General features: G+C 69.1%; 18 protein-coding genes and 2 pseudogenes. 5 read left to right on the top strand and 15 right to left on the bottom strand.

All coding sequences use genetic code 11. From position 1 onward, the window contains the following. Window positions 1–49: 49 nt before the first annotated feature. The 4 genes and pseudogenes from CES90_RS46105 to CES90_RS50875 form a co-directional block, all read right to left on the bottom strand. On the bottom strand, window positions 50–1,021 hold the full coding sequence (locus CES90_RS46105; RefSeq protein WP_232791390.1) for a zinc-binding dehydrogenase: 972 nt from the start codon (window positions 1,019–1,021) through the stop codon (window positions 50–52). Between the two features lie 75 nt (window positions 1,022–1,096). Continuing rightward, a protein-coding gene (locus CES90_RS46100) for an IS5 family transposase (RefSeq protein WP_408646645.1) occupies window positions 1,097–2,028 on the bottom strand; the annotation gives its coding sequence in 2 pieces (ribosomal slippage) (window positions 1,097–1,695 and window positions 1,695–2,028; 933 coding nt in all). Window positions 2,029–2,228: 200 nt separating this feature from the next. Further along, window positions 2,229–2,711: an SRPBCC family protein gene (locus CES90_RS46095; protein WP_208921655.1), complete on the bottom strand. Its 483-nt coding sequence runs from the start codon at window positions 2,709–2,711 to the stop codon at window positions 2,229–2,231. 269 nt (window positions 2,712–2,980) lie between these two features. After that, window positions 2,981–3,147 (bottom strand): annotated as a pseudogene (locus CES90_RS50875) (RICIN domain-containing protein); the annotation flags it as partial. A 280-nt stretch (window positions 3,148–3,427) separates the two neighbouring features. Here CES90_RS50875 and CES90_RS50870 point away from each other — a divergent pair. Then, a pseudogene (locus CES90_RS50870) lies at window positions 3,428–3,544 on the top strand (tyrosine-type recombinase/integrase); the annotation flags it as partial. Window positions 3,545–4,284: 740 nt separating this feature from the next. On the opposite strand, the gene CES90_RS46090 reads toward CES90_RS50870, so the two are convergent. Together CES90_RS46090 and CES90_RS46085 are read right to left on the bottom strand one after the other, a co-directional pair. Continuing rightward, window positions 4,285–5,100, bottom strand: a complete 816-nt coding sequence (locus CES90_RS46090; RefSeq protein WP_189788022.1) for a class I SAM-dependent methyltransferase — start codon at window positions 5,098–5,100, stop codon at window positions 4,285–4,287. Between the two features lie 66 nt (window positions 5,101–5,166). Continuing rightward, on the bottom strand, window positions 5,167–5,931 hold the full coding sequence (locus tag CES90_RS46085; protein ID WP_189788023.1) for a GntR family transcriptional regulator: 765 nt from the start codon (window positions 5,929–5,931) through the stop codon (window positions 5,167–5,169). Window positions 5,932–6,070: 139 nt separating this feature from the next. Here CES90_RS46085 and CES90_RS46080 point away from each other — a divergent pair, with 139 nt between their 5' ends. The 4 genes from CES90_RS46080 to CES90_RS46065 are packed head-to-tail and all read left to right on the top strand — an operon-like array spanning window position 6,071 to window position 7,174. Beyond that, window positions 6,071–6,325, top strand: coding sequence for a hypothetical protein (locus CES90_RS46080; protein WP_189788024.1), 255 nt, complete (start codon window positions 6,071–6,073; stop codon window positions 6,323–6,325). Between the two features lie 41 nt (window positions 6,326–6,366). Next, entirely contained in the window at window positions 6,367–6,693 is a 327-nt protein-coding gene (locus tag CES90_RS46075; protein ID WP_189788025.1) for a hypothetical protein, read from the top strand. Further along, the gene (locus tag CES90_RS46070; RefSeq protein ID WP_189788026.1) at window positions 6,693–6,908 is read left to right on the top strand and encodes a hypothetical protein; all 216 of its coding nucleotides are present in this window, start codon (window positions 6,693–6,695) and stop codon (window positions 6,906–6,908) included. The genes CES90_RS46075 and CES90_RS46070 overlap by 1 nt, the downstream gene beginning before the upstream one ends. Then, window positions 6,905–7,174, top strand: a complete 270-nt coding sequence (locus CES90_RS46065) for a hypothetical protein (RefSeq protein WP_189788027.1) — start codon at window positions 6,905–6,907, stop codon at window positions 7,172–7,174. Before CES90_RS46070 ends, CES90_RS46065 begins: the two co-directional genes overlap by 4 nt. Before the next feature lie 152 nt (window positions 7,175–7,326). On the opposite strand, the gene CES90_RS46060 is transcribed toward CES90_RS46065, so the two are convergent. The 9 genes from CES90_RS46060 to CES90_RS46020 all read right to left on the bottom strand — a co-directional run bounded on the left by CES90_RS46060 (window position 7,327) and on the right by CES90_RS46020 (window position 18,659). Next, window positions 7,327–8,001 carry a Fic/DOC family protein gene (locus tag CES90_RS46060; RefSeq protein WP_229914444.1) on the bottom strand — a complete coding sequence of 225 codons (675 nt, stop codon included), beginning with the start codon at window positions 7,999–8,001 and terminating at the stop codon, window positions 7,327–7,329. Further along, on the bottom strand, window positions 7,898–8,248 hold the full coding sequence (locus tag CES90_RS46055) for an antitoxin VbhA family protein (RefSeq protein WP_189788028.1): 351 nt from the start codon (window positions 8,246–8,248) through the stop codon (window positions 7,898–7,900). The genes CES90_RS46060 and CES90_RS46055 overlap by 104 nt, the downstream gene beginning before the upstream one ends. 165 nt (window positions 8,249–8,413) lie before the next feature. Next, entirely contained in the window at window positions 8,414–10,855 is a 2,442-nt protein-coding gene (locus tag CES90_RS46050) for a galactose oxidase-like domain-containing protein (protein ID WP_229914453.1), read from the bottom strand. 5 nt (window positions 10,856–10,860) lie between these two features. Then, a complete protein-coding gene (locus CES90_RS46045) occupies window positions 10,861–12,087 on the bottom strand; it encodes a glycosyltransferase (RefSeq protein WP_189788029.1) in 1,227 nt (408 codons plus the stop codon). Continuing rightward, window positions 12,084–13,763 (bottom strand): ArnT family glycosyltransferase, encoded by a 1,680-nt coding sequence (locus CES90_RS46040; RefSeq protein ID WP_189788030.1) that lies wholly within the window; start codon window positions 13,761–13,763, stop codon window positions 12,084–12,086. The genes CES90_RS46045 and CES90_RS46040 overlap by 4 nt, the downstream gene beginning before the upstream one ends. Further along, entirely contained in the window at window positions 13,760–15,022 is a 1,263-nt protein-coding gene (locus CES90_RS46035) for a glycosyltransferase (RefSeq protein ID WP_189788031.1), read from the bottom strand. Before CES90_RS46035 ends, CES90_RS46040 begins: the two co-directional genes overlap by 4 nt. 216 nt (window positions 15,023–15,238) lie before the next feature. After that, complete coding sequence (locus tag CES90_RS46030; protein ID WP_189788032.1) at window positions 15,239–17,362, bottom strand: thioredoxin domain-containing protein; 2,124 nt, start codon at window positions 17,360–17,362, stop codon at window positions 15,239–15,241. Window positions 17,363–17,454: 92 nt separating this feature from the next. Next, entirely contained in the window at window positions 17,455–18,186 is a 732-nt protein-coding gene (locus tag CES90_RS46025) for a peptidoglycan recognition protein family protein (protein WP_189788033.1), read from the bottom strand. Continuing rightward, on the bottom strand, window positions 18,183–18,659 hold the full coding sequence (locus CES90_RS46020) for a peptidoglycan-binding domain-containing protein (protein ID WP_189788034.1): 477 nt from the start codon (window positions 18,657–18,659) through the stop codon (window positions 18,183–18,185). The genes CES90_RS46025 and CES90_RS46020 overlap by 4 nt, the downstream gene beginning before the upstream one ends. Between the last annotated feature and the right edge of the window lie 74 nt (window positions 18,660–18,733).

Here is an 18,733-nt window from a genome sequence, read left to right as displayed (position 1 = left end):
TCCACGAGACGCAGATGGCCAGATCATTCACCGGTGGGCGCGCGGTGGTTCACGGGGTGAGGACGAGGCGGATCGGGTTGCCGGTCTTCTTCTCCAGCCGGGTGACGGCGCCGGCCGCCTCCGCCAGGGGGATGTGATCGGTGATGGAAGGCGCCAGGTCGAGCCTGCCGGTGGCGGCCAGGCGGATGAGCTGGGTCACGTGTTCTGGTCCGGAGCCGTAGTGACCTCGGATCTGGTTGCCGCGGTAGCTGAACCCTGTGCTGTCGGTGACGGTGAGCGGTTCCGGGGTGAGGCCAGCCAGGACGAGGACACCGCCGGCGCCCAGGACCGCGGCAGCCTGCTCGCGGACCGCGGGGAAACCTGCGAAGTCGAAGGCGACGTCGAGACCGTGGCCGCCGGTGGCCAGGTTCACGGCTTCGGTGAATCCCGGGTCGGCGGGGTCGAGTGCGATGTCGGCGCCGAAGGCGAGGGCCCGTTCACGGGCCTCGGGCAGCGGGTCGACGGCGATGACGGGCGCGGCGCCGGCCAGGCGGGCAATCCGGATGCCGTGGGCGCCCAGGCCGCCGGCGCCCCAGACGCCGACGGACTGCGCCGGCCGGACCATCCCGGACTCGGTGATCGCGGCATAGGGGGTGGAGACCGCGTCGGGGATGATGGCGGCCTGGTCGAAGGGCAGGTGGTCGGGGAGGGGGGCGAGGGTGTCCTCGCGGGCGACGGCGTACTCGGCCCAGCCGCCGTCGTAGTCGACGCCGCGGGTGAGCGGCCGTGGACAGGGGGAGCGGCTCATGCAGTCGGTGCATGCTCCGCACGCCTGGCCGGCCTGCAGGGCGACGCGCATGCCGGGGGCCCAGTCCCCCAACAGGCCGCGGCCCAGGGTGTGGATGACGCCCGCGACCTCGTGGCCGAGGGTGACCGCGCCCGAACCGGTGACCGCCTCGACGGGAAAGGCAGGGGTGAGGCCGCCGTCGATCAGGTGGACGTCGGACAGGCACACTCCGGCGGCCCTGACCTCGATCAGCACCTCTCCGGGACCGGGGACGGGAACGGGGACCTCTTCGACCGCGAAGGTGCGGGTGTCTAGGACTTGTCCGGCCGATCATGAACGGAGCCAGATGACGAGGACTGCGGCAGTCGCAGTCCCGAGGAAGACGTAGCCGCGCTTGTCGTAGCGGGTGGCCACGGCTCGGGAGTGCTTGAGCCGGTTGATCGCCCGTTCGACGGTGTTGCGTTTCCGGTACCGCTCTTCGTCGAAGCCAGGCGGTCGTCCGCCGCGTGAGCCTTTGCGCAGGCGGGCGGTCTGGCTGTCGGTCTTGTCCGGAATCGTGTGCCGGATGCCCCGGCGCCGCAGATACTCGAGGCACGGGCCGTTGCTGTAAGCCTTGTCCGCCGCGAGGCTGTCAGGCTTCCCGCGTGGTCTGCCCGGCCCGATCCGCGGGACGCGGATCTTCTCCAGCACAGGCGTGAACTGTGTGCAGTCCGCCCGCTGTCCCGGTGTGACGATCAGGGACAGCGGGCGGCAGCGGCCGTCCGCGCTCAGATGGAGCTTGGTGGTGAACCCGCCGCGCGAGCGGCCCAGGCCCTCACCTCCTGCACCACCTCCACCAGGCGGGCGAGCAGGCTCTGCCACGGTGTTTCGCCCTGGTGTTCTGCCGGTGCGTCCCCCTTTGACGCAGGCGTCGGCGGCGGTTCGGTGCGGGCACCGGCGGCGTGCTGATGTGCCCGCACGATGGTGGAGTCGACCGAGATGTCCCAGTCGATCTCCCCAGCTGCGTCGGCCTCGGCCTGGACCTGCTGGAGCAGGCGTTCCCAAGTTCCGTCGGCCGACCACAGGCGGTGGCGTTCGTAGACGGTCTTCCACGGGCCGAACCGCTCGGGCAGGTCACGCCACTGAACGCCGGTCCGAACCCGGTGCAGAATCCCGTCGATCACCTGCCGATGATCCCGCCACCTGCCGCAACGCCTGTTGCTGACCGGCAGGAACGGCCGCAGCCGTTCCCACTCGGCATCGCTCAAATCGCCCCGCCCCATGTTCACATCAACGACCCGGACGCGGAGTAGTCACATGATCGGCCGGACAAGTCCTAGGTGGAGACGTCCGGCCAGCATGGTGGTGGACATGATCGGAACCTCGGTTCTCTGGGTGAGGGCGGATCTCTGCGAAGGGCGCGAGCCGGGTTCGCCGAGGACCCGGCCCGCAAGCGGCGGGCGGCCGCTGACCTTCGTCACCGTCAGCCGGTGTTCGTGTCCTCGGATCGCAGCAGGGTGTTGAGGTTGGCCATGGAGGTGCGCATTCCGGCGCGCATCGAGGACTCCTGTACGGAGTCGAGGAGCTGGCCCAGGGGGCCGAGGCCGATGGTGTACTCGACCTGGTAGAGCATCTCCGTCGCCTCCCGGCCGTCGGCGGTCTGGACCGGGCGGAACTCGAAGATGTTGGTGACGTCCTGGAGTGGGGCGAATCCGACGCCGGTGTCGACGCGGCGCTTGTAGGGTTCGATCTCCCTGACGGTCCACACCGAGTCGGTCTTGAGCGGGCCGATGGTGCGGTTGCGCTCGGAGTAGGTCTTGCCGATGGTGGCGACGCCGTGGTGGTCGGTGACCTCGATGGCTCCGGCGACCCACTCGGCGTACCGGTCGGTGCGGGAGATGACCTCCCACACCCGCTCGACGGGGGCGTCGATGACGGCGGTCTCGGCGACGACGAAACGGTTCATGACAGGGTTCCCTTGCTATCTGCGCCCATGACTCAGAGCTGGTGGAGGAGTTCGGTGGCGGTGTGGCGGCCGGAGCGGACCGCGCCGTCCATGTAGCCGTTCCAGTAGGGGGAGAACTCGGCGCCCGTTGGTGAAGGTGACGGCGGGGGACGCGGGCACGGCGGCCTGGGCAGGGGTCGTCACGGTGGTGAGCACGGCGAGCGCCGCCGTGGCAGCCACCAGAACCCGTCTGGCGAGATGTCTCATGTTTGTGTTGCGGCCCTTCGGGATCAGGCGGCTGTGGGGACGAGCCGCCACTGCTGGCAGGTGTTGCTGAGCCAGCTCCACCGGCGTACGTCGGTACCGTTGGCGTGCCGCGGTCGGCGACGTCCATGACCTTGCCGGTGGCGGCGTTGACGATGCGGACGTAGTCGCCGCCGAGGCAGACCAGGCCGAACGATGTTCGACGTTACGAACGGCGTGCGGAACTGCGAACGAAACGTAAAGGCGGCTCAGGGGCGGCGTCAATGGGCCGAACCAAACCGATATCCCGAACGCCCCCGACCACCCGAAAAGCCACTGTCAGCCACACGACAAGCCCAGGCCACGCCCCGCGGCGAGCCGTACGCCTTGTCGGCCCGGACCCGGTCCGGGCGCTTGCGCGGCCTGCCCGACCCCTGCCTCGGGACCCGGACGGACCAGGACCGCTTCAAACTGCCGCCGGCGCCGGAACAGATATTGCCACCGTCGCCCAGGTCGATGCCCTCGCCGAAGCGATCGGTATCCGCTGGCGCCTCATGGTCTACCTCGGCGCGTATGGCCCGACGCGACCCGAGGAACTCGCCGGTCTTCGCTGGTGCGGTTGTGGTGCGCGCCGCGTACAGGTCTAGATACGGTCTAGATAACAAAGACTCCCGGGCCACTGACCTGGGGGTTTCACATGGAGCGGGTGACGAGAATCGAACTCGCGCTCTCAGCTTGGGAAGCTCAGGTTTCTTGCCGGCGATTGCTGTGCTGACCTGCGTCGGAGCGGTGCTGGAGCCATGGTCGCACCCCGGGCAAGTTCCCGCGGTTCCCCGTGGTTCCCCGCAGGATCTGGCACGCGAATGGCACGGTCCCTTCGTCTCGAACGCGAGCTCCCCGCGCACGCTCCTACGGACCCGCAGATGCCGACGGCGCCCCCCTCTCATCCCGGTGCCGGCCAATCCCCCGCCGGAGGCATTGTTTCGGCCTCGCTGGCCTGCCCAAGGTGCTCGCCTTACCGTTCTCGGCTCGTTCATCAGCGCGCGGCCCGGCCCTTGGCCGGGCTGGAGCGGGGCGGGCTGTCCGGTCCCGGGAGATGCTTGACACTTCGGTCCCAGCCGATGGTTGACGGTGGCCGTGTTCGGCTTTTCTGTGCGCGCCGTTGCGGCATGGAGAGGGGCTGATCGTTCACATACTGCGAGCAGTGGCGTAGCGGACGACATCGCGTAGGGCTCGGAGCGTAGGAAGGCTTCGTCAGAGCTCTGTGCGGCGCCACCAGCCGCCGCCATCCCTACCGGGGGCGTCCCGATCGAATACCCGGAAGAGATGGTTCGGGGATCCGGTCAAAGAGTCACCTGGGCCGGTGACCGATCGCCAGCAAGTGGGAGCTCGCTGCCAGCAGTTCCGGGTATGGCTCCGCCATGCGCGCTGCGGTCAGGGCCGACCTGAAGAGGGGTGAGTCGGTGAAGGGCTCCCCGGTGTGGCGTTCGGTGGCGGCCAGGAGGGACCAGGCCGGGCCTTCGATGCCGTAGACCTGGGGGTTGGTGAAGCTGGCGGTCGTGACCTCGTCTAGGAGTTGGGCGCCGCTGTGGAAGTACGCCTTGGTGAACGCCTTCTTTCCGTCGTGGATCTGGGTGGCGAGGATGCCGGCGATGCTCTCGCGCAGGGGTTCCTTGTGGAGGTGGGCGAAGGCGGTGTGTTCGAAGAGGGAGGCGTAGCGGTTGATGCCGGCCGCTGCGAGGAGGCCGCCCGGTTTGAGGACGCGGTGGGCTTCGGCCAGGGCTCGGTCGCGGTCGGTGCGGTCGGGGAGGTGGTAGAGAGGGCCGAGGAGCAGGACTACGTCGTACGAGGCGTCCTCGGCCGTGAGGTGGCGGGCGTCACCCAACTCAACGCTGGCGCCGGTCTGTTTGGCCTGGGTGAGGTGGCGGGGGATCGGGTCTACGAGGTGGACCTCGTAGCCGTCCGCTACGAGCCAGCGGGCGTGGGTGCCTGGGCCGCCGCCCACGTCGAGGATTCGGGCCGGCGGGGGCGGGAGGTGGCGGCGTAGCAGCTCCTGGGTGCGGATCAGTTCCAGGTGGCCGTCCGCTGTCGTGGACAGCCGGTCCGCCTCGTTGATGGTCTCGGTGTAGAACCTCACGATCTCCGGCGCTACCTCAGGGCTCGTCATACGGGCATCCTGGCGGTGCGGCGATGGGGCGATGGGGCGTCCATCAATCTGGCCTGGCGGCGCCGATTACTCGTCGAGCTTCTCGATCGGGATCTCGTAGGCGATTTCCCAGCGGACGTCCGGCACGGTGATGTCCGCCGTTTCGACGGGGCGGCCGTCGCTGTCGTAGTAGGTGCGCTCGATGTGGGTCAGTAGCTCGCCGACGTTGACGCCCAGCAGGTTGGCCTCCTCCTGGGTGGCTCGGCCTGGGCGGGGGATCTCGACGGCCGTTTCGATGATGACTCCGATGGTGCGCATCCGTTCCACGACGCCCATGCCGGCGAGTGGGCCCATCTCGGGGAGGACGATGGGAGTGCCGTCGGTGATGGCCATCGGCTCCCATGATTCGGAGAGCTGGACCGATTGGTCGTCTGCGAGGAACTCGTAGCGGGTGACGACGCAGGGGTCACCCGGGTCGATGGCGAGGCGCTGGGCGATGTGCTGCGGTGCGGGGACGCGGGCCTGGCTGTGCGACTCCCAAGTTCCGCGTCGCCCTTGTTCCTTCATGTCGGCGCGGAACGGTGAGCCGCCCCGGAGCTCGCGGTGCCGGGACCGGACCATGCGCAGGCGCTCGCGCGGTGTGCGCACGTAGGTTCCGGAGCCCGCCTTGCCTTCCAGGATGCCCTCGATGATCAGGCGTTCCATGGCGCGCTGCGTGACATTGCGGCCCACGCCGTACTCCTCGGCGAGTTGGGCCCGCGACGGCAGGCGGTCGCCGACGGCCCACTCCCCCGCCCTTACCCGGCGGCGCAGGTCGTCCGCGACTTCGAGGTACGGGGCCTCTCGCGGCATACGGCTCTCCGAGCTGCCCCGAGCGTGAGCGTGCAGGGCCTGGTAGTGCGGTTGACGGCGACATTGACAAACTACTGCATCAGGTGGAATCTACTGGAGTAGAAGTACACTGGGTGACTAAGCTCTCACTAGGAGAGTTGTGCGTCCGAAGGTCGAAAGCATCGCCGCACGACTGGCCGTCGCCGCCAGGTCCGAGGTGCGTCGCGAGGAGGTCCCCGCCGGTGTCCGGCTGGAAGTGGATCTGCCCCGGGAACAACTGAGTGAGACCGCACGGAAGACCGTCCTTGCCGCCATCGCCGACGCCGACGCGTACGGGCATGAGCGCACCGGCGAAGGCGACTACCTGTGGGCGCTCGTCATCAACAAGGCCGAACAAAGCCCCGACGGCCGCTGACACGGCCCCGGGGCGTGGCCGACTCAACCAGGAGATCGACAATGCACCTTGTATCACGGGCACTTGCCTGGGTCAGGGCCCTGCTCTTCGGCCCGCCCGAAATCGCATGTCGCGCGCCCCTCGGCGTCCGCGCCGACACCGCTCAGGAGAGCCGTCCGAGCCCGCCCGTTCGCCAACCGTCGCCCGAGACGTGGGCCCCCTTCCTCGCCGGCGCCCGGCGTCGCGGAACGTCGTGTGCATCGCCGCGCACCGGGCTGCCACCCATCACCCCCGACGACATCGGCAGCACGCTCGTCGGTGCCTACCTCCTTACCTCCGAAGTGCGCCAACAGATCCGGCAGGCACGGCAGTTCGTGGAGGTGAGCTGATGAGTGGTGGACAGGTCCGGGCCGCCGTCCGGCGGGTCGAGATTCCCATGCTGCGCGCGTATCGGCTGTGGTTCGAGCACACGCGTAAGTGCGGCGACGGCTGCAAGGGCGCCATCAAAGTCCAGTACGGCTGTGCGGTCGGGCGGGGGCTGTGGGGCGCCTACCGGCTCGCGCGTAACGAGCGGAACGGGGAGAACGGGGCGGTGACCTCATGACGTGGACCATTGCGCGGGCGCCCGGCCGACCTGTTCGTCGAACCGGCGACGACCGGATCGCCGTACCTCTGCGGGTGAACCGGGCCGGCAGCGGACACCCCGCCGAAACCGACACCGAGATGACCCTCACCCTCGCCGAAGCCGGTCACCTCCACGCCGCCCTCTGTGGCGCCCTCGACGGCCATCCCGCGTCGCCAGACGCGCCAGACTGTCGCAACTCCGTGCAGGCCTCCCCCGGAACCGCGCACATCGTGGGCCGCGCGTAACCGTTGACCGTCCAGCAGGCGCATCCAGCACACGGCCCCGTATCCGGCGAACATCGCCGGGTACGGGGCCGTCGTCCTGCAATGGACCTCTGAGTTCGTCAGCAGCGCTTGACGTCCCCCTTCCCGCGGGGAGACGGGACCCAGGACGCCGCTCACCGAGGCCCTTGGCTGACGAGGCGGTCCAGCATGCGCTCCAAGGGTTGGTTGTCGCCCAGGAAGCTCTTGATCGAGGCGTACTCGTTCTCCTCGGCGTTCAGCCCGGCCCAGCCGATCGGCCAACCCGCCTGCCTGCTGAGCTCCGTGAGGAAGGCGCGCTGGGTGCGTCCGTTGCCTTCACGGAAGGGGTGCAGGGCGTTGGTGTCACCGTAGAGTCCGGCTACCGCACGGACGAAGTCGTCGCGGGTCAGACCGCGCAGGTGGTCGGCGGCTCGGAGACGGCCGAAGACCTCGGCCGCGTATGCGGTCATGTGCTGGAGGGGGCAGAACGGGGTGTGCTTCGCTATGTCCACCGTCCGCAGTTCGCCCGCCCAGTGGTACAGATCGCAGAAGATCGCGGCGTGGAAACGGCGCAGGTGGTCAGGTCGAAGTCGCCTGGCGGAGGGTGTCTGTCCACCTCGAGAAGGCGGGCACGCGTGATGTCGGCCTCGGCGGTGGCGAGCGCGACAGCGTCGGTGATACCGAGGCGGTTGCGCAGGACGCCGTTCGGTAGGACGTACGGGTCGTTCATCCGGCTGCCTGGCGACTCTCGGCGCTATGGCGGGCCAGGGCGCGGGCAACCAATTCCTCGGTCGACAGCGTGCCCCGTACGTAGGCTTCCACGTCCTCATCGGAGGCGGAGGTCGGTCGCAGGCCCTCGGCGGTGAGGGAGCCGGTGACGGACTCGACTGCCTCCCTGCGAGCAGCGCGTTCCGTCAGGCTCTCGTAGGCCTCGATCGAGAGCAGCACACCTTGCGCTTTGCGGTGGGCACCGATCAATACGGGCTCAGCCTGCGGGCCGGCCTCGGCCAACTCGGCCAGTATCCGTGACAGGCCACTCCTGGCGTCGCTCACTGTGACGATCTCGGGTACTCGCATGGACAACACCCTACCCGAAACCGGTACAGAATTCTGTACAGATTCCTGCGAGGTGCCGCCCCAGGGGCGGCACCGCACACATCGTGGGGCGCCCCTGGGCATGGGGAACCATGCGCCCGTTGTGGCTGGTCGCGCAGTTCCCCACGCCCTTGACTCTGTTGTCCCTCAGCGCTGCTTCGCGTCCCCCTTCCCGCAAGCCAACCCATCCCTGTTCGGGTCCAGCCGCAACGGATCGTCCTTGCCGTTGACCTTCAAGCGGCCGTAGTTGTTCTCCTTCAGCCACTCGCAGCGGGACGCAGTCGTCTTCTTGACCTCCGCCGGGAACGCGGTCGGCACGCAGACGTTCGCCGTGCCGTAGTGGCGGTCGCAGCCGGCGATCGTCGGGCTGACCTTCTTCGACTTGGTCTTCTTCTGTGGGCCGGTGGTCTTTCCCTTCGGGGCGTCCGCGAAGTCGTGGACGTGGGCCGAGGGGGCTTCGCCGGAGGCGGCGGCAAGGGCGGACGGGCCCTGCAAATGCACCCACTCCGCCACCGACGGGACGCCGTTCGCGTCCACCGCGAAGAGCATGTACCAACCCGGCGGGGCCAGGTTCGGGTTGCTCGTCACGTTCAGGTCCACGTTGTTGCCGTCGACGGACAACGGGAGGTCCACGAACCTCTGGTTCGGGTCCGACGAGTGGGTCACCGCCGCGGGGCGGATCAACTCCGCCTTCGCGATCGGGCGGTCCACCGTGATGCGTTGCGTGTCGCCGTACACCCACTCCTTGTCGATCACCGAGGTGATCGCCGGACGCTGCCCCTTCAGCAGATACGGCGGCGTGTAGATCGATACGTTGTGGTTCCAGGACCCATTACCGGGGTTGTCGCCCGTCGCCATCACGCGGCCGTCCGGGAGCAGGAACGCCGAGGAGTGGTAGCCGCGGGCCTCGGGGTCCACCGCCACCGGGTCGAACGCGTTCGTCGCCGGGTCGTAGATCGACGTCTCGAAGACCGGGTTCGCCCGGTTGTGCAGGGCGCCGCCCGTCTCCAGGACCTTGCCGTCCGGCAGCAGGACCGCCGAGACGTACATCTTGCCCTGGTTGCCCGTCTGGGCGACCTTGCCGTTGCCCAGGTCCACCGTGCCCTGTGGGATCGGCGGGCCCGCCACGTACTGCGGGTTCGCGGCCTTCAGGTCGATGATGTCCGTCAGGCGGTTCGCCTCCGGGTTGGAGTCGATGTTGCCGCCGCCGAGGGTCAGGACCTTCTGGTCCTGGGCCGGGGGCAGGAGGACGCTCGCCGACTGGTCTCGCTCGTCCTTGTTCTGCAAGCCGGGGACGGACGTGGTCGTGTTGGCGCCGTAGTCGTAGATCGCCGAACCCGTGCCGGGGATGTTGTTGCCGAAGACGTGGCTGCCGGAGTAGAAGAGGCGGCCGTCCTGCATGAGGATCATCGACGGGTACAGGCCCCAGTACGACCAGGTCTGGTTGACCTTCCAGAGTTCGAGCCACTTCTGTTCGGCGTCTGACCACAGTTCGGCCGTGACAGAGCCCGTGGAGTCCTCGCGGAGTCCGCCGAAGGAGATGACGTCACCGTTGCCGAGGATCGTCGCCGACGGGTACCAGTGCCCGTCGTTCATGTCGTTGGTCTTGGTGTACGTCTCCGTGACCGGGTCGAAGATGTACGAGTCCTTGTAGCCCTTGTAGCCGTGCGAGCCGTCCGCCGCCGGGTACGCCTTGTTGCCGCTCATCACCAGCACACGGCCGTCATCCAACTGGACGTGGCCCGCGCAGAACATGTCGTCCGGGGTCGGGATCTGCTTGTACGTGCCGTTCTTCGGGTCGTAGACCGCGGATGTGAACGTGCCCGCCTCGAACATCTCCTCGCTGTTGCCGGAGCCGGCGATCAGCAGCACCTTGCCGTTGTTCAGCACCACGGAGTGCATGGAGCGGACGGGGTTCTGGGTGGGCAGGACGTCCCAGCGGCCGTTCTGGCATTCCTCCGCTGTGCCCGTGCAGTCGGGTTCGGGGACGGGGTCGGCGACCTGCTCCATCGTGTAGTCGTCGGTGATGACGTAGCCCGTGCCGTAGACGGAGGCACCCCAGGTGATGCGGTCGGTGCCGGCCGGGACCGCCGGAGTGCGGACCGTGGCCTGGGTCCAGCCCCCGGCCATCTCCAGCGTCTTGAGGTCGGTCCAGTACTGCCAGCCGGCCGTCGTGTCGTGCCGGAAGAGGGTGATGGACACGTCCGGGGTCGTCGACTTGTACCAGAGGCTCAGGTCGTACTGCTTGCCCACCGAGACCGGCGGCGCGCAGGTCGCCGACTCGGTGATCAGCGCCTTGCGGTCGCCGTCGACCCGGCGGGTCAGCTCGACCTTCATCGCCTTCGTTCCCGAGTGGGCGTCGGCGACCGTGGAGAAGGTGAAGTCGTTGTTGCCCCAGCCCGACTTCTCCCAGCAGTACGGCATGTCGGCCGCACCTCCGGAGCCCGCGGTTTCGAAGCCGGGGTTCTGTACGAGGTTGGCGGCGGACGCGGGTTGGGGTGAGATCAGCAGTAGGCCGGAGGCCAGGGCGCCCACCGCCAACAGGGCCGTTCTGCGTCTGGGGCGGATACGAAGTCCGGGTCTGAACAGGTTCTTCACGCGGCTCTCCTTGCAGGTTCGGCCGGCTCCTCCTCGCCGCGCTCCCCACGGCGAGGTTTCCTGCGCGGCAGATAGACCAGCGCTTCGGTTCCGACGAAGCGCAGGACGAAGGTGGTCACCAGCGCGAGCGCGGTGGCGGTCAGGGCGTGCATCCCGAACTGGCCGACGAACAGCGCGATCAGCGGGATGCGGAGCACCAGGTCGGCGTTGGCGAGCAGCGCGAACCGGCTGATGCGGTCCCAGCCCTTCCGATGTCCCCTTCGCTCGCGGAAGCACAGGTGCTCGATGAGGAAGAAGTTCCAGAGCACCCCGAGTTGGTTGGCGAGGATCTCGGCGGGAACGTAGTGCATGCCGAGCGAGGTCAGCGCGTACAGGCCCGCCAGGTTCGGGAGGAAGCCGGTGACTCCGATCAGGCCGAAGACGATCATCCGGGCCAGTGGGGAGGCGGTGCGCAGGCCCACCAGGTGGCGCAGGAACCTCAGGCCCTCCTGCGCGGTCGACTTGGACTCCCCCGCGTACCGGTCCTGGAAGACGAACGGCACCTCGGTGACCTCGCGCGGGCGGCTGCGCACGGCGAGTTCGAGGAGGATCTTGTAGCCGAGGGGCTGGAGGATCTCGGCGGTGACCGCGCTGCGGCGGATGGCGAAGAAGCCGCTCATCGGGTCGCTGATGCCGTGCAGCCGACGGGGGAACAGGGACTTGGTCAGCCAGGTCGCTCCCCGCGAGACGGCCACACGGTAGCTGCCCGCGAGTCCGGCCCGGCTGCCGCCCTTGATGTAGCGACTCGCGACCACCAGACCCGCCGACGACCGCTCCCCCGTCGCCACCAACTCCGGTACCAGGGAGGGGGGATGCTGAAGGTCGCCGTCCATCACCACGATCCAGTCCGAGCCGGCCGCCTTGATGCCCTCCACGACCGCGCCGCCGAGGCCGCCCACCGGTTTGTCGCGGTGCAGCACAGTCACCGGGAACGGGCAGTCCTGCGCGGCCTCGTTGATCACCTCGGGGGTGTCGTCGGTGGAGTCGTCGACGAAGACGACCTCGCAGGGCAGCAGCCCAGGCACGGTCTCGGTGATCTGGTGCAGCAACTCCCGTACGTTCGCTGACTCGTTGAAGGTCGGTACGACGATGGTGACCGCGCCGGGCTCGGGCACCTCGGCACCGCGTACGGCCGGATCGCCCAGCTCCTCGGGGACGGTGGACTCGTAACTGCCGCCACTCATCGGTCGCCTCCCGCGCCCTGGATCTTGCGGATCTCGATGCGGTCCTCGCCGGTGCCGAAGGTGACGACCGGTGTCGAGTTCTCCATCGCGGCCTTGACGTTGGGAAGGTCGACCGCGTCGCGCCGTACCGTCGGGGAGGCGACGACGTAGTCGAGGTCGCGCCAGCCGCGCGGCATCGTCTTCGTCACCGCGGGGTCGAGGTCGGCCTTGTAGAACCAGATGACGCCGAGGCCGGGCTTGTAGCCCTCGTGGACGAGGTCGAGCCAGAGCGCGTCGTCGACGAGGACCCGGGTGTCGGCCGGGTTGTCGACCTCGCTGCCGAGCCACTTGGCGGCCTGCTGGTAGGGGGCGTTGGCGTCGAAGGTCATCGCGGTGTGGTTGCCGTCGTACCAGCGGGGGACTACGTACGCGGTCGCCGCGGCGGCCAACGCCAAGGCGACCACGTACCGCGCCCAGGTCAGGGGGCGTTTCTCCGTCGGGCTCCGCCAGCGGCGCAGTACGCCGTGGGTGACGCTCGCGGTGCCGCCGGCGAGGACGAGCGCGAGGAAGGGCAGGGCCTGGAGGACGTACATCGCGGGCAGGTAGCCGGGGCGCAGAGCCATGCCGGCGAGGATCGCCACGGCGAGCGCGGGTCCGGCGAGGGCGCGGGCGGTCACCGACCAGCGCCAGGTGACCAGGAGCAGCAGGGCGCCCGCCAGGCCGCCCAGCGGCAGTATTCGGTCGTAGTACAGCCAGGACTGCAGGACGCCGTACGAGCCCGTGCCCTCGGTGAGGATGAAGCCGGAGCCGGGGCGGCTCATCTGGTAGACGATGCCGTCCCACAGGGAGACATGGCCCTCGCCGGGGAACAGTTCGCCCTTGAGCAGGGCGAACAGTGGGTACGAGATGCCGATCAGCGTGCACGCGGTGATGGCGCCGGTGATGGCGAACTTGCGGGTGTCCCGGTGGCTGTGCCGCCACATGGTGAGCAGCACGGCGGGCAGGACGAGGAGCATCGTCTCCTTGGTGAGGACGGCTGCCGCGGCGGCCAGCCCCGCGCCGAAGTGGTGCCAGAGGTGGCGGCTCGGCGAGGCGGCGAGGCAGAACGCGAGGAGCGTCCACATCACGGCGATGTTGTCGAGGAAGATCTCCCGCTGGAGGACGACCGACAGCGGGGAGAGCCCGAAGAGGGCCATGCCGAGCCCGGCGGCCCAGCGGGGCAGCGAGAGGCGGCGGCCGAGGACGTAGACGAGGATCGCGCTGATCGCGCTGATGACGAGCATCACGGCGCGCATCGAGCCGACGGTCATCGATTCGGGGGCGAGCTGTGCGGGGATCCAGGTCAGTACGGCGATCTGGATCCAGCCGAGGGGCGGGTGGTCGTACCAGTAGGTGTAGTGGGCGAGTCCTCTGCCCTCCTGGACGGCCCAGGCCTGGGCGAGGTAGGTGCCCTCGTCGTCGCTGAGGGCCGGGTAGTCGGCGATGTTCCAGCCCTGCACGATCATGATCGCGACGAGGAGCAGGCCGCAGAGGATCAGGTCGGGGCGGGAGTCGCGCAGGCGCTTGGGTGAATTGGGTGAAGGAGAAGTGGAACCGGAAGTGGCTGTTCGACTGGTCGAACCGGCTGTGGGCGCAGCTGTCCGTTGCGCGGGGACCTTGACTTTCGTCTGGGTCTCCGCGGGAAGTATGGAGGTCACGCAGGAACGTCCTCTCGGTTCACGTGCGCGAGATGTGCGCCGACGTGGCTGGTCAACTCCCAGTCGTTGCGGCCGCGTTGCTCACGCCAGACGGCGCGTACGGCGGCGAAGGCGAGGAGCACCTGGTAGAAGGGGCCGCCCACGACGAGCTTGAAGTAGTGGACGAACCGGACGCGCAGGCCGTACTGCTTGCCGAAGTCGTGGAGTCCGACGACCTCGAACACGAAGGTGACGAAGGCGGTGACGGCCGGCAGGAAGGTGATGAAGGCGACGCCGACGGGCACGTCGAGGAAGAGCGCGATGGCCACGTTGAGAGGGATGATCACGCCGGAGATGGCCTGAAGGTACGGGGTCATCAGGGTGTAGCGGGCGAGCAACCGCTGCCGGAAGCCGGGCAGTTGCTTCCAGTCCTTCTTCCGGTAGACCTGGAGGAAGCCCTGGTTCCAGCGGGTGCGCTGTTTCATCAGCGACATCAGGCTGCCGGGGGTCTCCTCGCGGGTGACCATGTCGGAGTCGTAGGCGACGACGACCTTCTTGCCGACGCTGGACAGGCGTACGCCCAGGTCACAGTCCTCGGCGAGGCAGTGGGGGTCCCAGCCGCCGGCCTCGCGCAGCACCTTCGTCCGTACGAAGACGGTGTTGCCGCCGAGCGGGATGAACCCTTTCTGCGCGTGCAGATGCAGCCGGGAGCGGAACCAGAAGAAGTACTCCAGGCAGTTGCGCAGGCTGTACCAGCTGGAGTGGAAGTTGATGAGCTGCACGCCGCCCTGGACGACATCGGCGCCCGTGGTGCGGAAGGCGTGGTCGACGTGGGACAGCAGCTCGGGATGGACCTGGTCCTCGGCGTCGAAGACCCCGACGACGTCGCCGCGGCAGTGCGGTAACGCCGTGTTCATGGCCTTCGGCTTGTTCTTCTTCTCATGGGTGTCGACGACGACGCGGACGCGCGGATCCCGCTCGGCCGCCCGCTCGGCGACCGCCGTGGTCTCCGGGTCGTCGTGCCCGACGATCACGATGATCTCGAAGTCGTCGTGACTCGATTCGAGGAGTCGTTGGATGGTGTGGTCCAGCACGGCCTGTTCATGGCGTGCGGGCAGCAGCAGCGAGAACGAGACGTGTTCGTCACCGTCCGGTCTGCTGAAACGGGTGGAAGCGAGCACTTCGGGCGTACGCCACGCGTGCATCTGCCACCACAAGGTGAAGGCCGCCATCCAGAACAAGGCCAGCGAGACGACGGCAATGAAGACAGACGTCAGCAAGGAAGATCCCCCCAGATCTCATGAACCCCCTGGTCGCAACAGGGAGTTACTCCTGTCGCGTCACAGTGGAGAGACTAGGGGGAAACTGTGAAGTCGGAAGCCCCTTCGGTTAAATAACGTGTTTCCGTTCGGGTGAACACGTAATCGGACGTGTCGTCACACAGCCCCACTTCAGGCCAGTTGTTCGATCTCGTCCCGGCCGTTTTCCAGCGAGTTTCAGCCGGTTGGAGCCGTTCCGAGGCCCACCCGCAGACGGTCTGCATCCGTCGTGGGGCTGTCACATGTGAAGTTACGGCAGACGTACGCGGTCGGTTCACCGCCGACGAGCGGCCGGTCGGCCAGCAGCGGCAGCTCGTCACTGTCCGTAGTCCCTACGGCGACCACGGCCCCCGGCGCGGTCCCCAGTAGCGCCGCCCGGTGCAGCTCCCGCGTCCCCGGATGGTCCTCCGGTCCGACGACCGCCACCTCGCGCGGCCCGTCCAGCAGCGCCTCGGCGGTGGCGAGCCCCCAGCCGAGGAACCGCGGAGCCCGTGGGCCGAGCGCCTTCACCACGCCCAACGCCCGCTCGGCGGCGGCCCGATGGGGCTCGGAGCCGGTGTGCGCGGCATAGCTCAGCAGTGCGCCCGCGGCCGCGCTCCAACCCGAGGGGGTGGCGTTGTCGGTGGGGTCCTGCGGCCGGCGGATGAGCTTCTCCGCGTCGGCCGCCGTGTCGTAGAGGGCACCCGACTCCTCGTCGACGAACCGCACGAGCACATGGTCGAGCAGGAACCCGGCGAACTCCAGCCACACCCCCTCCCCGGTGACGGAGGCCAGCGCCAGGAAGCCCTCGGCGACGTCCGCGTAGTCCTCCAGCACCCCCGCGTTGGCCCCGACCTGCCCGTCCTTGCTGGTACGGGCGAGATGGGCCCTGTCGTCCATATGCAGTCGTACGAGGAGGTCGGCGGCCTCGATCGCGGCGTCCACCAGGTCGGGGCGGTCGAAGTAGGCGCCGGTCTCGGCCAGCGCGGCGATCGCGAGGCCGTTCCAGGCGGCGACCACCTTGTCGTCGCGGCCGGGGGCGGGGCGCCGGGAACGGGCGTCATTGAGCCGGGTTCGGATCGACTCGATCCTTTCGGCGTCGAACACCGCCTCGTGCTGCGGGAGTTGGAGGACGGAGGAGCCGTGCTCGAAGGTGCCCTCGTCCGTGACCCCGAAGTGGTGCGCGGCGAGCCGCGCGTCCTCCTCGCCGAGCACCTCGGTGAGCTGGTCCGGCGTCCAGACGTAGTAGGCGCCCTCGACGTGCTTGCCCGTCCCGCCCTCCCGTCGCCCACCACCACCCTTCTGAAGACGCTCCCCCAGACTCCGTCCGGGGGGACCCCCATCGCGCGGCACCTCCTCTTCGCTGTCGGCGTCCAGGGCGGAGGCGAACCCGCCCTCGTCGGTGCGCAGTTCACGGACCATGAAGTCGGCGGTCTCCAGCGCCACGCGCCGGGCCAGCTCCGAGCCTGTGGCACGCCAGAGGTGGGCGTAGACGCGGCAGAGCAGGGCGTTGTCGTACAGCATCTTCTCGAAGTGCGGCACGATCCACTCCCGGTCGACGGAGTACCGGGCGAAGCCGCCGCCGAGCTGGTCGTAGATGCCGCCGCGGGCCATGCGTTCACAGGTGTCCCGCGCCATCTGCAGGGCGCCCTCGGAGCCCGTGCGGGCGGCATGCCGCAGCAGGAACTCGATCACCATGGAGGGCGGGAACTTGGGCGCCCCGCCGAACCCGCCGCGCGTCGCGTCGTACTCCCGGGTCAGTCCGAGCAGCGCCTGTGCGAGCTCCTCCTCCCCCGGTACGTCGATCGCGGCGAACTTCAGCTCCCGCCCGGCCAGGTCCCGCACGATCTTCCCGGCGACCTCGGCGACCTCGCCCCGCCGGTCCGCCCAGGCCGCCCGTACGCCCTCCAGGACCTGCCGGAAGGAGGGCATCCCGTGCCGGGGGGCGGGCGGGAAGTACGTACCGAAGTAGAAGGGCTCGGCGTCCGGCGTCAGGAACACGGTCATGGGCCAGCCGCCCTGCCCGGTGGCCGCCTGCACCGCCTCCATGTAGACGGCGTCGACGTCGGGCCGCTCCTCCCGGTCGACCTTCACGCTGACGAAGTGCGCGTTGAGGTACGCGGCGGTCTCGTCGTCCTCGAAGGACTCGTGCGCCATGACATGGCACCAGTGGCAGGCGCTGTAGCCCACGCTCAACAGGATGGGAACGCCACGCCGCCGGGCCTCCTCGAACGCGCCCGGCTCCCAGGGCCACCAGTCGACGGGGTTGTCCGCGTGCTGGAGGAGGTACGGGGACGTGGCCTGCGCGAGTCGGTTGGACATGCCTCCATCCTTGCGCACCCGCCGGACTGGTGCCCGTGCGGCACGGGGTGAGCCGGCGAGGGTTCGGGCGCGGCGGGGTGTGCGCGTGGGCGTCACCCGGCCATCAGAGCCGCGACCTCCTCACGGAGGGCCGGCATGGCCGTGTAGAGCGTGCCGGGGCAGTCGGTGCTCGCCCAGTGGCGGTGCCCGCCGATGGCCGGCGCGGCCCGGCTGACGCCGCTGACGGGGTTGCGGTAGACCACCTTGCCCCGGGGGTCGATCAAGTGCCGCGTGGCGAGGTCGGCCAGGAGCCGGACCAGTGTGGCGCGGGCGGCGGCCGACGGGGGCGTGTTGGTCAGCGTGCCCAACAGCGCGATACCGACGTTCCCCGAGTTGTACCCCTGGACGTGGGCCCCGGTGACGAGCCGGCCCGCGGCGTCGTGGGCGGGCGTGCCGTCGGTGCCGGACCAGCGTCCCTCGTACACCCTGCCGTTCTCGTCGATCAGGTAGTTGTAGCCCATGTCGCCGTAGGGGTCCTTCTGATTGACCGCGTTGTTGCGGTAGATCGCGCGCACCCGTGCGGCCGGGTCCGGGTCGGTGCTGCCGTCGTCGGTGTGGTGGACGGTGAGCGTCTGGACCGGGGAGTAGGCGGGGGGCCAGCGTTCTGTGCCGTCGGCGGCGAAGCGCAGGCTCTCGTCAGCGCCCCACTGGCTGCGGGACAGCAGCGTGTAGGCGGCGGCCGCGGCAGTCGTGGCGGCCGCCGCCGGGGACGGTCCGGCGACCGCGACCGACGCGGCGGCTCCGAGGGCGGTCAGGAACGTACGGCGGGGCAAGGGCGTCATCATCCTCTGCTCCTCTGTGTCGTCTCTGTCGTCTCTGTCGTCTCTGTCGTCTCTGCCGTCTCTGCCGTCTCTGCCGTCTCTGCCGTCCCGGCGGTCAAGGTGCACTCGGGCTTGGGGGTGTAGAGCCGGGACCAGGTGCTGGGGCCGACGATGCCGTCCGGGCCGCCTGTGGTCGCGTTGCAGTTCTGCACCCACTGGACGCCTTCCAGGGTCCTCGGGCCGTAGTCGCCGTCCTCTTCCAGCCAGCGTGAGTAGCCGCTGTAGTGGTTGACGAGGCACTGCACCTGACGAACCGCGGCGCTCACGTCGCCGGGGCGGACCGTGGGCCGGGCGGCGTCGTCGATGTGGTTGCAGTTGGTCTCGGCGGCCGGGGCGGCGCTCGCCGTGGGCGTGCCGGTCAGGAGTGTTGCTGCGGCCAGTACGGCGAGGGCGGCGGCGCCACTGACGCGGGCGCGGGCCGATCGGTGTATGCCCATGGTGTCTCCCCCAGTTCGGTCAGGGACGGCGCGCGGGCCGGAGGCCCCGGGCACGCGCCGCCCAAATCGGGGCC

This window comes from Streptomyces capitiformicae, from assembly GCF_002214185.1.
Taxonomy (GTDB): Bacteria; Actinomycetota; Actinomycetes; order Streptomycetales; family Streptomycetaceae; genus Streptomyces; species Streptomyces capitiformicae.
This window is presented reverse-complemented; position numbering and strand designations above follow the sequence as displayed.

What these genes read in the sequence shown, in the direction of transcription:
- CES90_RS46060 (WP_229914444.1), bottom strand. Translation starts at nt 8,001, where the DNA reads ATGAGGACGTGGAAGCCTACGTACGGGGCACGCTGTCGACCGAGGAAT.
- CES90_RS46095 (WP_208921655.1), bottom strand. Translation starts at nt 2,711, where the DNA reads ATGAACCGTTTCGTCGTCGCCGAGACCGCCGTCATCGACGCCCCCGTC.
- CES90_RS46075 (WP_189788025.1), top strand. Translation starts at nt 6,367, where the DNA reads ATGCACCTTGTATCACGGGCACTTGCCTGGGTCAGGGCCCTGCTCTTC.
- CES90_RS46055 (WP_189788028.1), bottom strand. Translation starts at nt 8,248, where the DNA reads ATGCGAGTACCCGAGATCGTCACAGTGAGCGACGCCAGGAGTGGCCTG.
- CES90_RS46025 (WP_189788033.1), bottom strand. Translation starts at nt 18,186, where the DNA reads ATGATGACGCCCTTGCCCCGCCGTACGTTCCTGACCGCCCTCGGAGCC.
- CES90_RS46090 (WP_189788022.1), bottom strand. Translation starts at nt 5,100, where the DNA reads ATGACGAGCCCTGAGGTAGCGCCGGAGATCGTGAGGTTCTACACCGAG.
- CES90_RS46070 (WP_189788026.1), top strand. Translation starts at nt 6,693, where the DNA reads ATGAGTGGTGGACAGGTCCGGGCCGCCGTCCGGCGGGTCGAGATTCCC.
- CES90_RS46030 (WP_189788032.1), bottom strand. Translation starts at nt 17,362, where the DNA reads ATGTCCAACCGACTCGCGCAGGCCACGTCCCCGTACCTCCTCCAGCAC.
- CES90_RS46065 (WP_189788027.1), top strand. Translation starts at nt 6,905, where the DNA reads ATGACGTGGACCATTGCGCGGGCGCCCGGCCGACCTGTTCGTCGAACC.
- CES90_RS46020 (WP_189788034.1), bottom strand. Translation starts at nt 18,659, where the DNA reads ATGGGCATACACCGATCGGCCCGCGCCCGCGTCAGTGGCGCCGCCGCC.
- CES90_RS46085 (WP_189788023.1), bottom strand. Translation starts at nt 5,931, where the DNA reads ATGCCGCGAGAGGCCCCGTACCTCGAAGTCGCGGACGACCTGCGCCGC.
- CES90_RS46045 (WP_189788029.1), bottom strand. Translation starts at nt 12,087, where the DNA reads ATGAGTGGCGGCAGTTACGAGTCCACCGTCCCCGAGGAGCTGGGCGAT.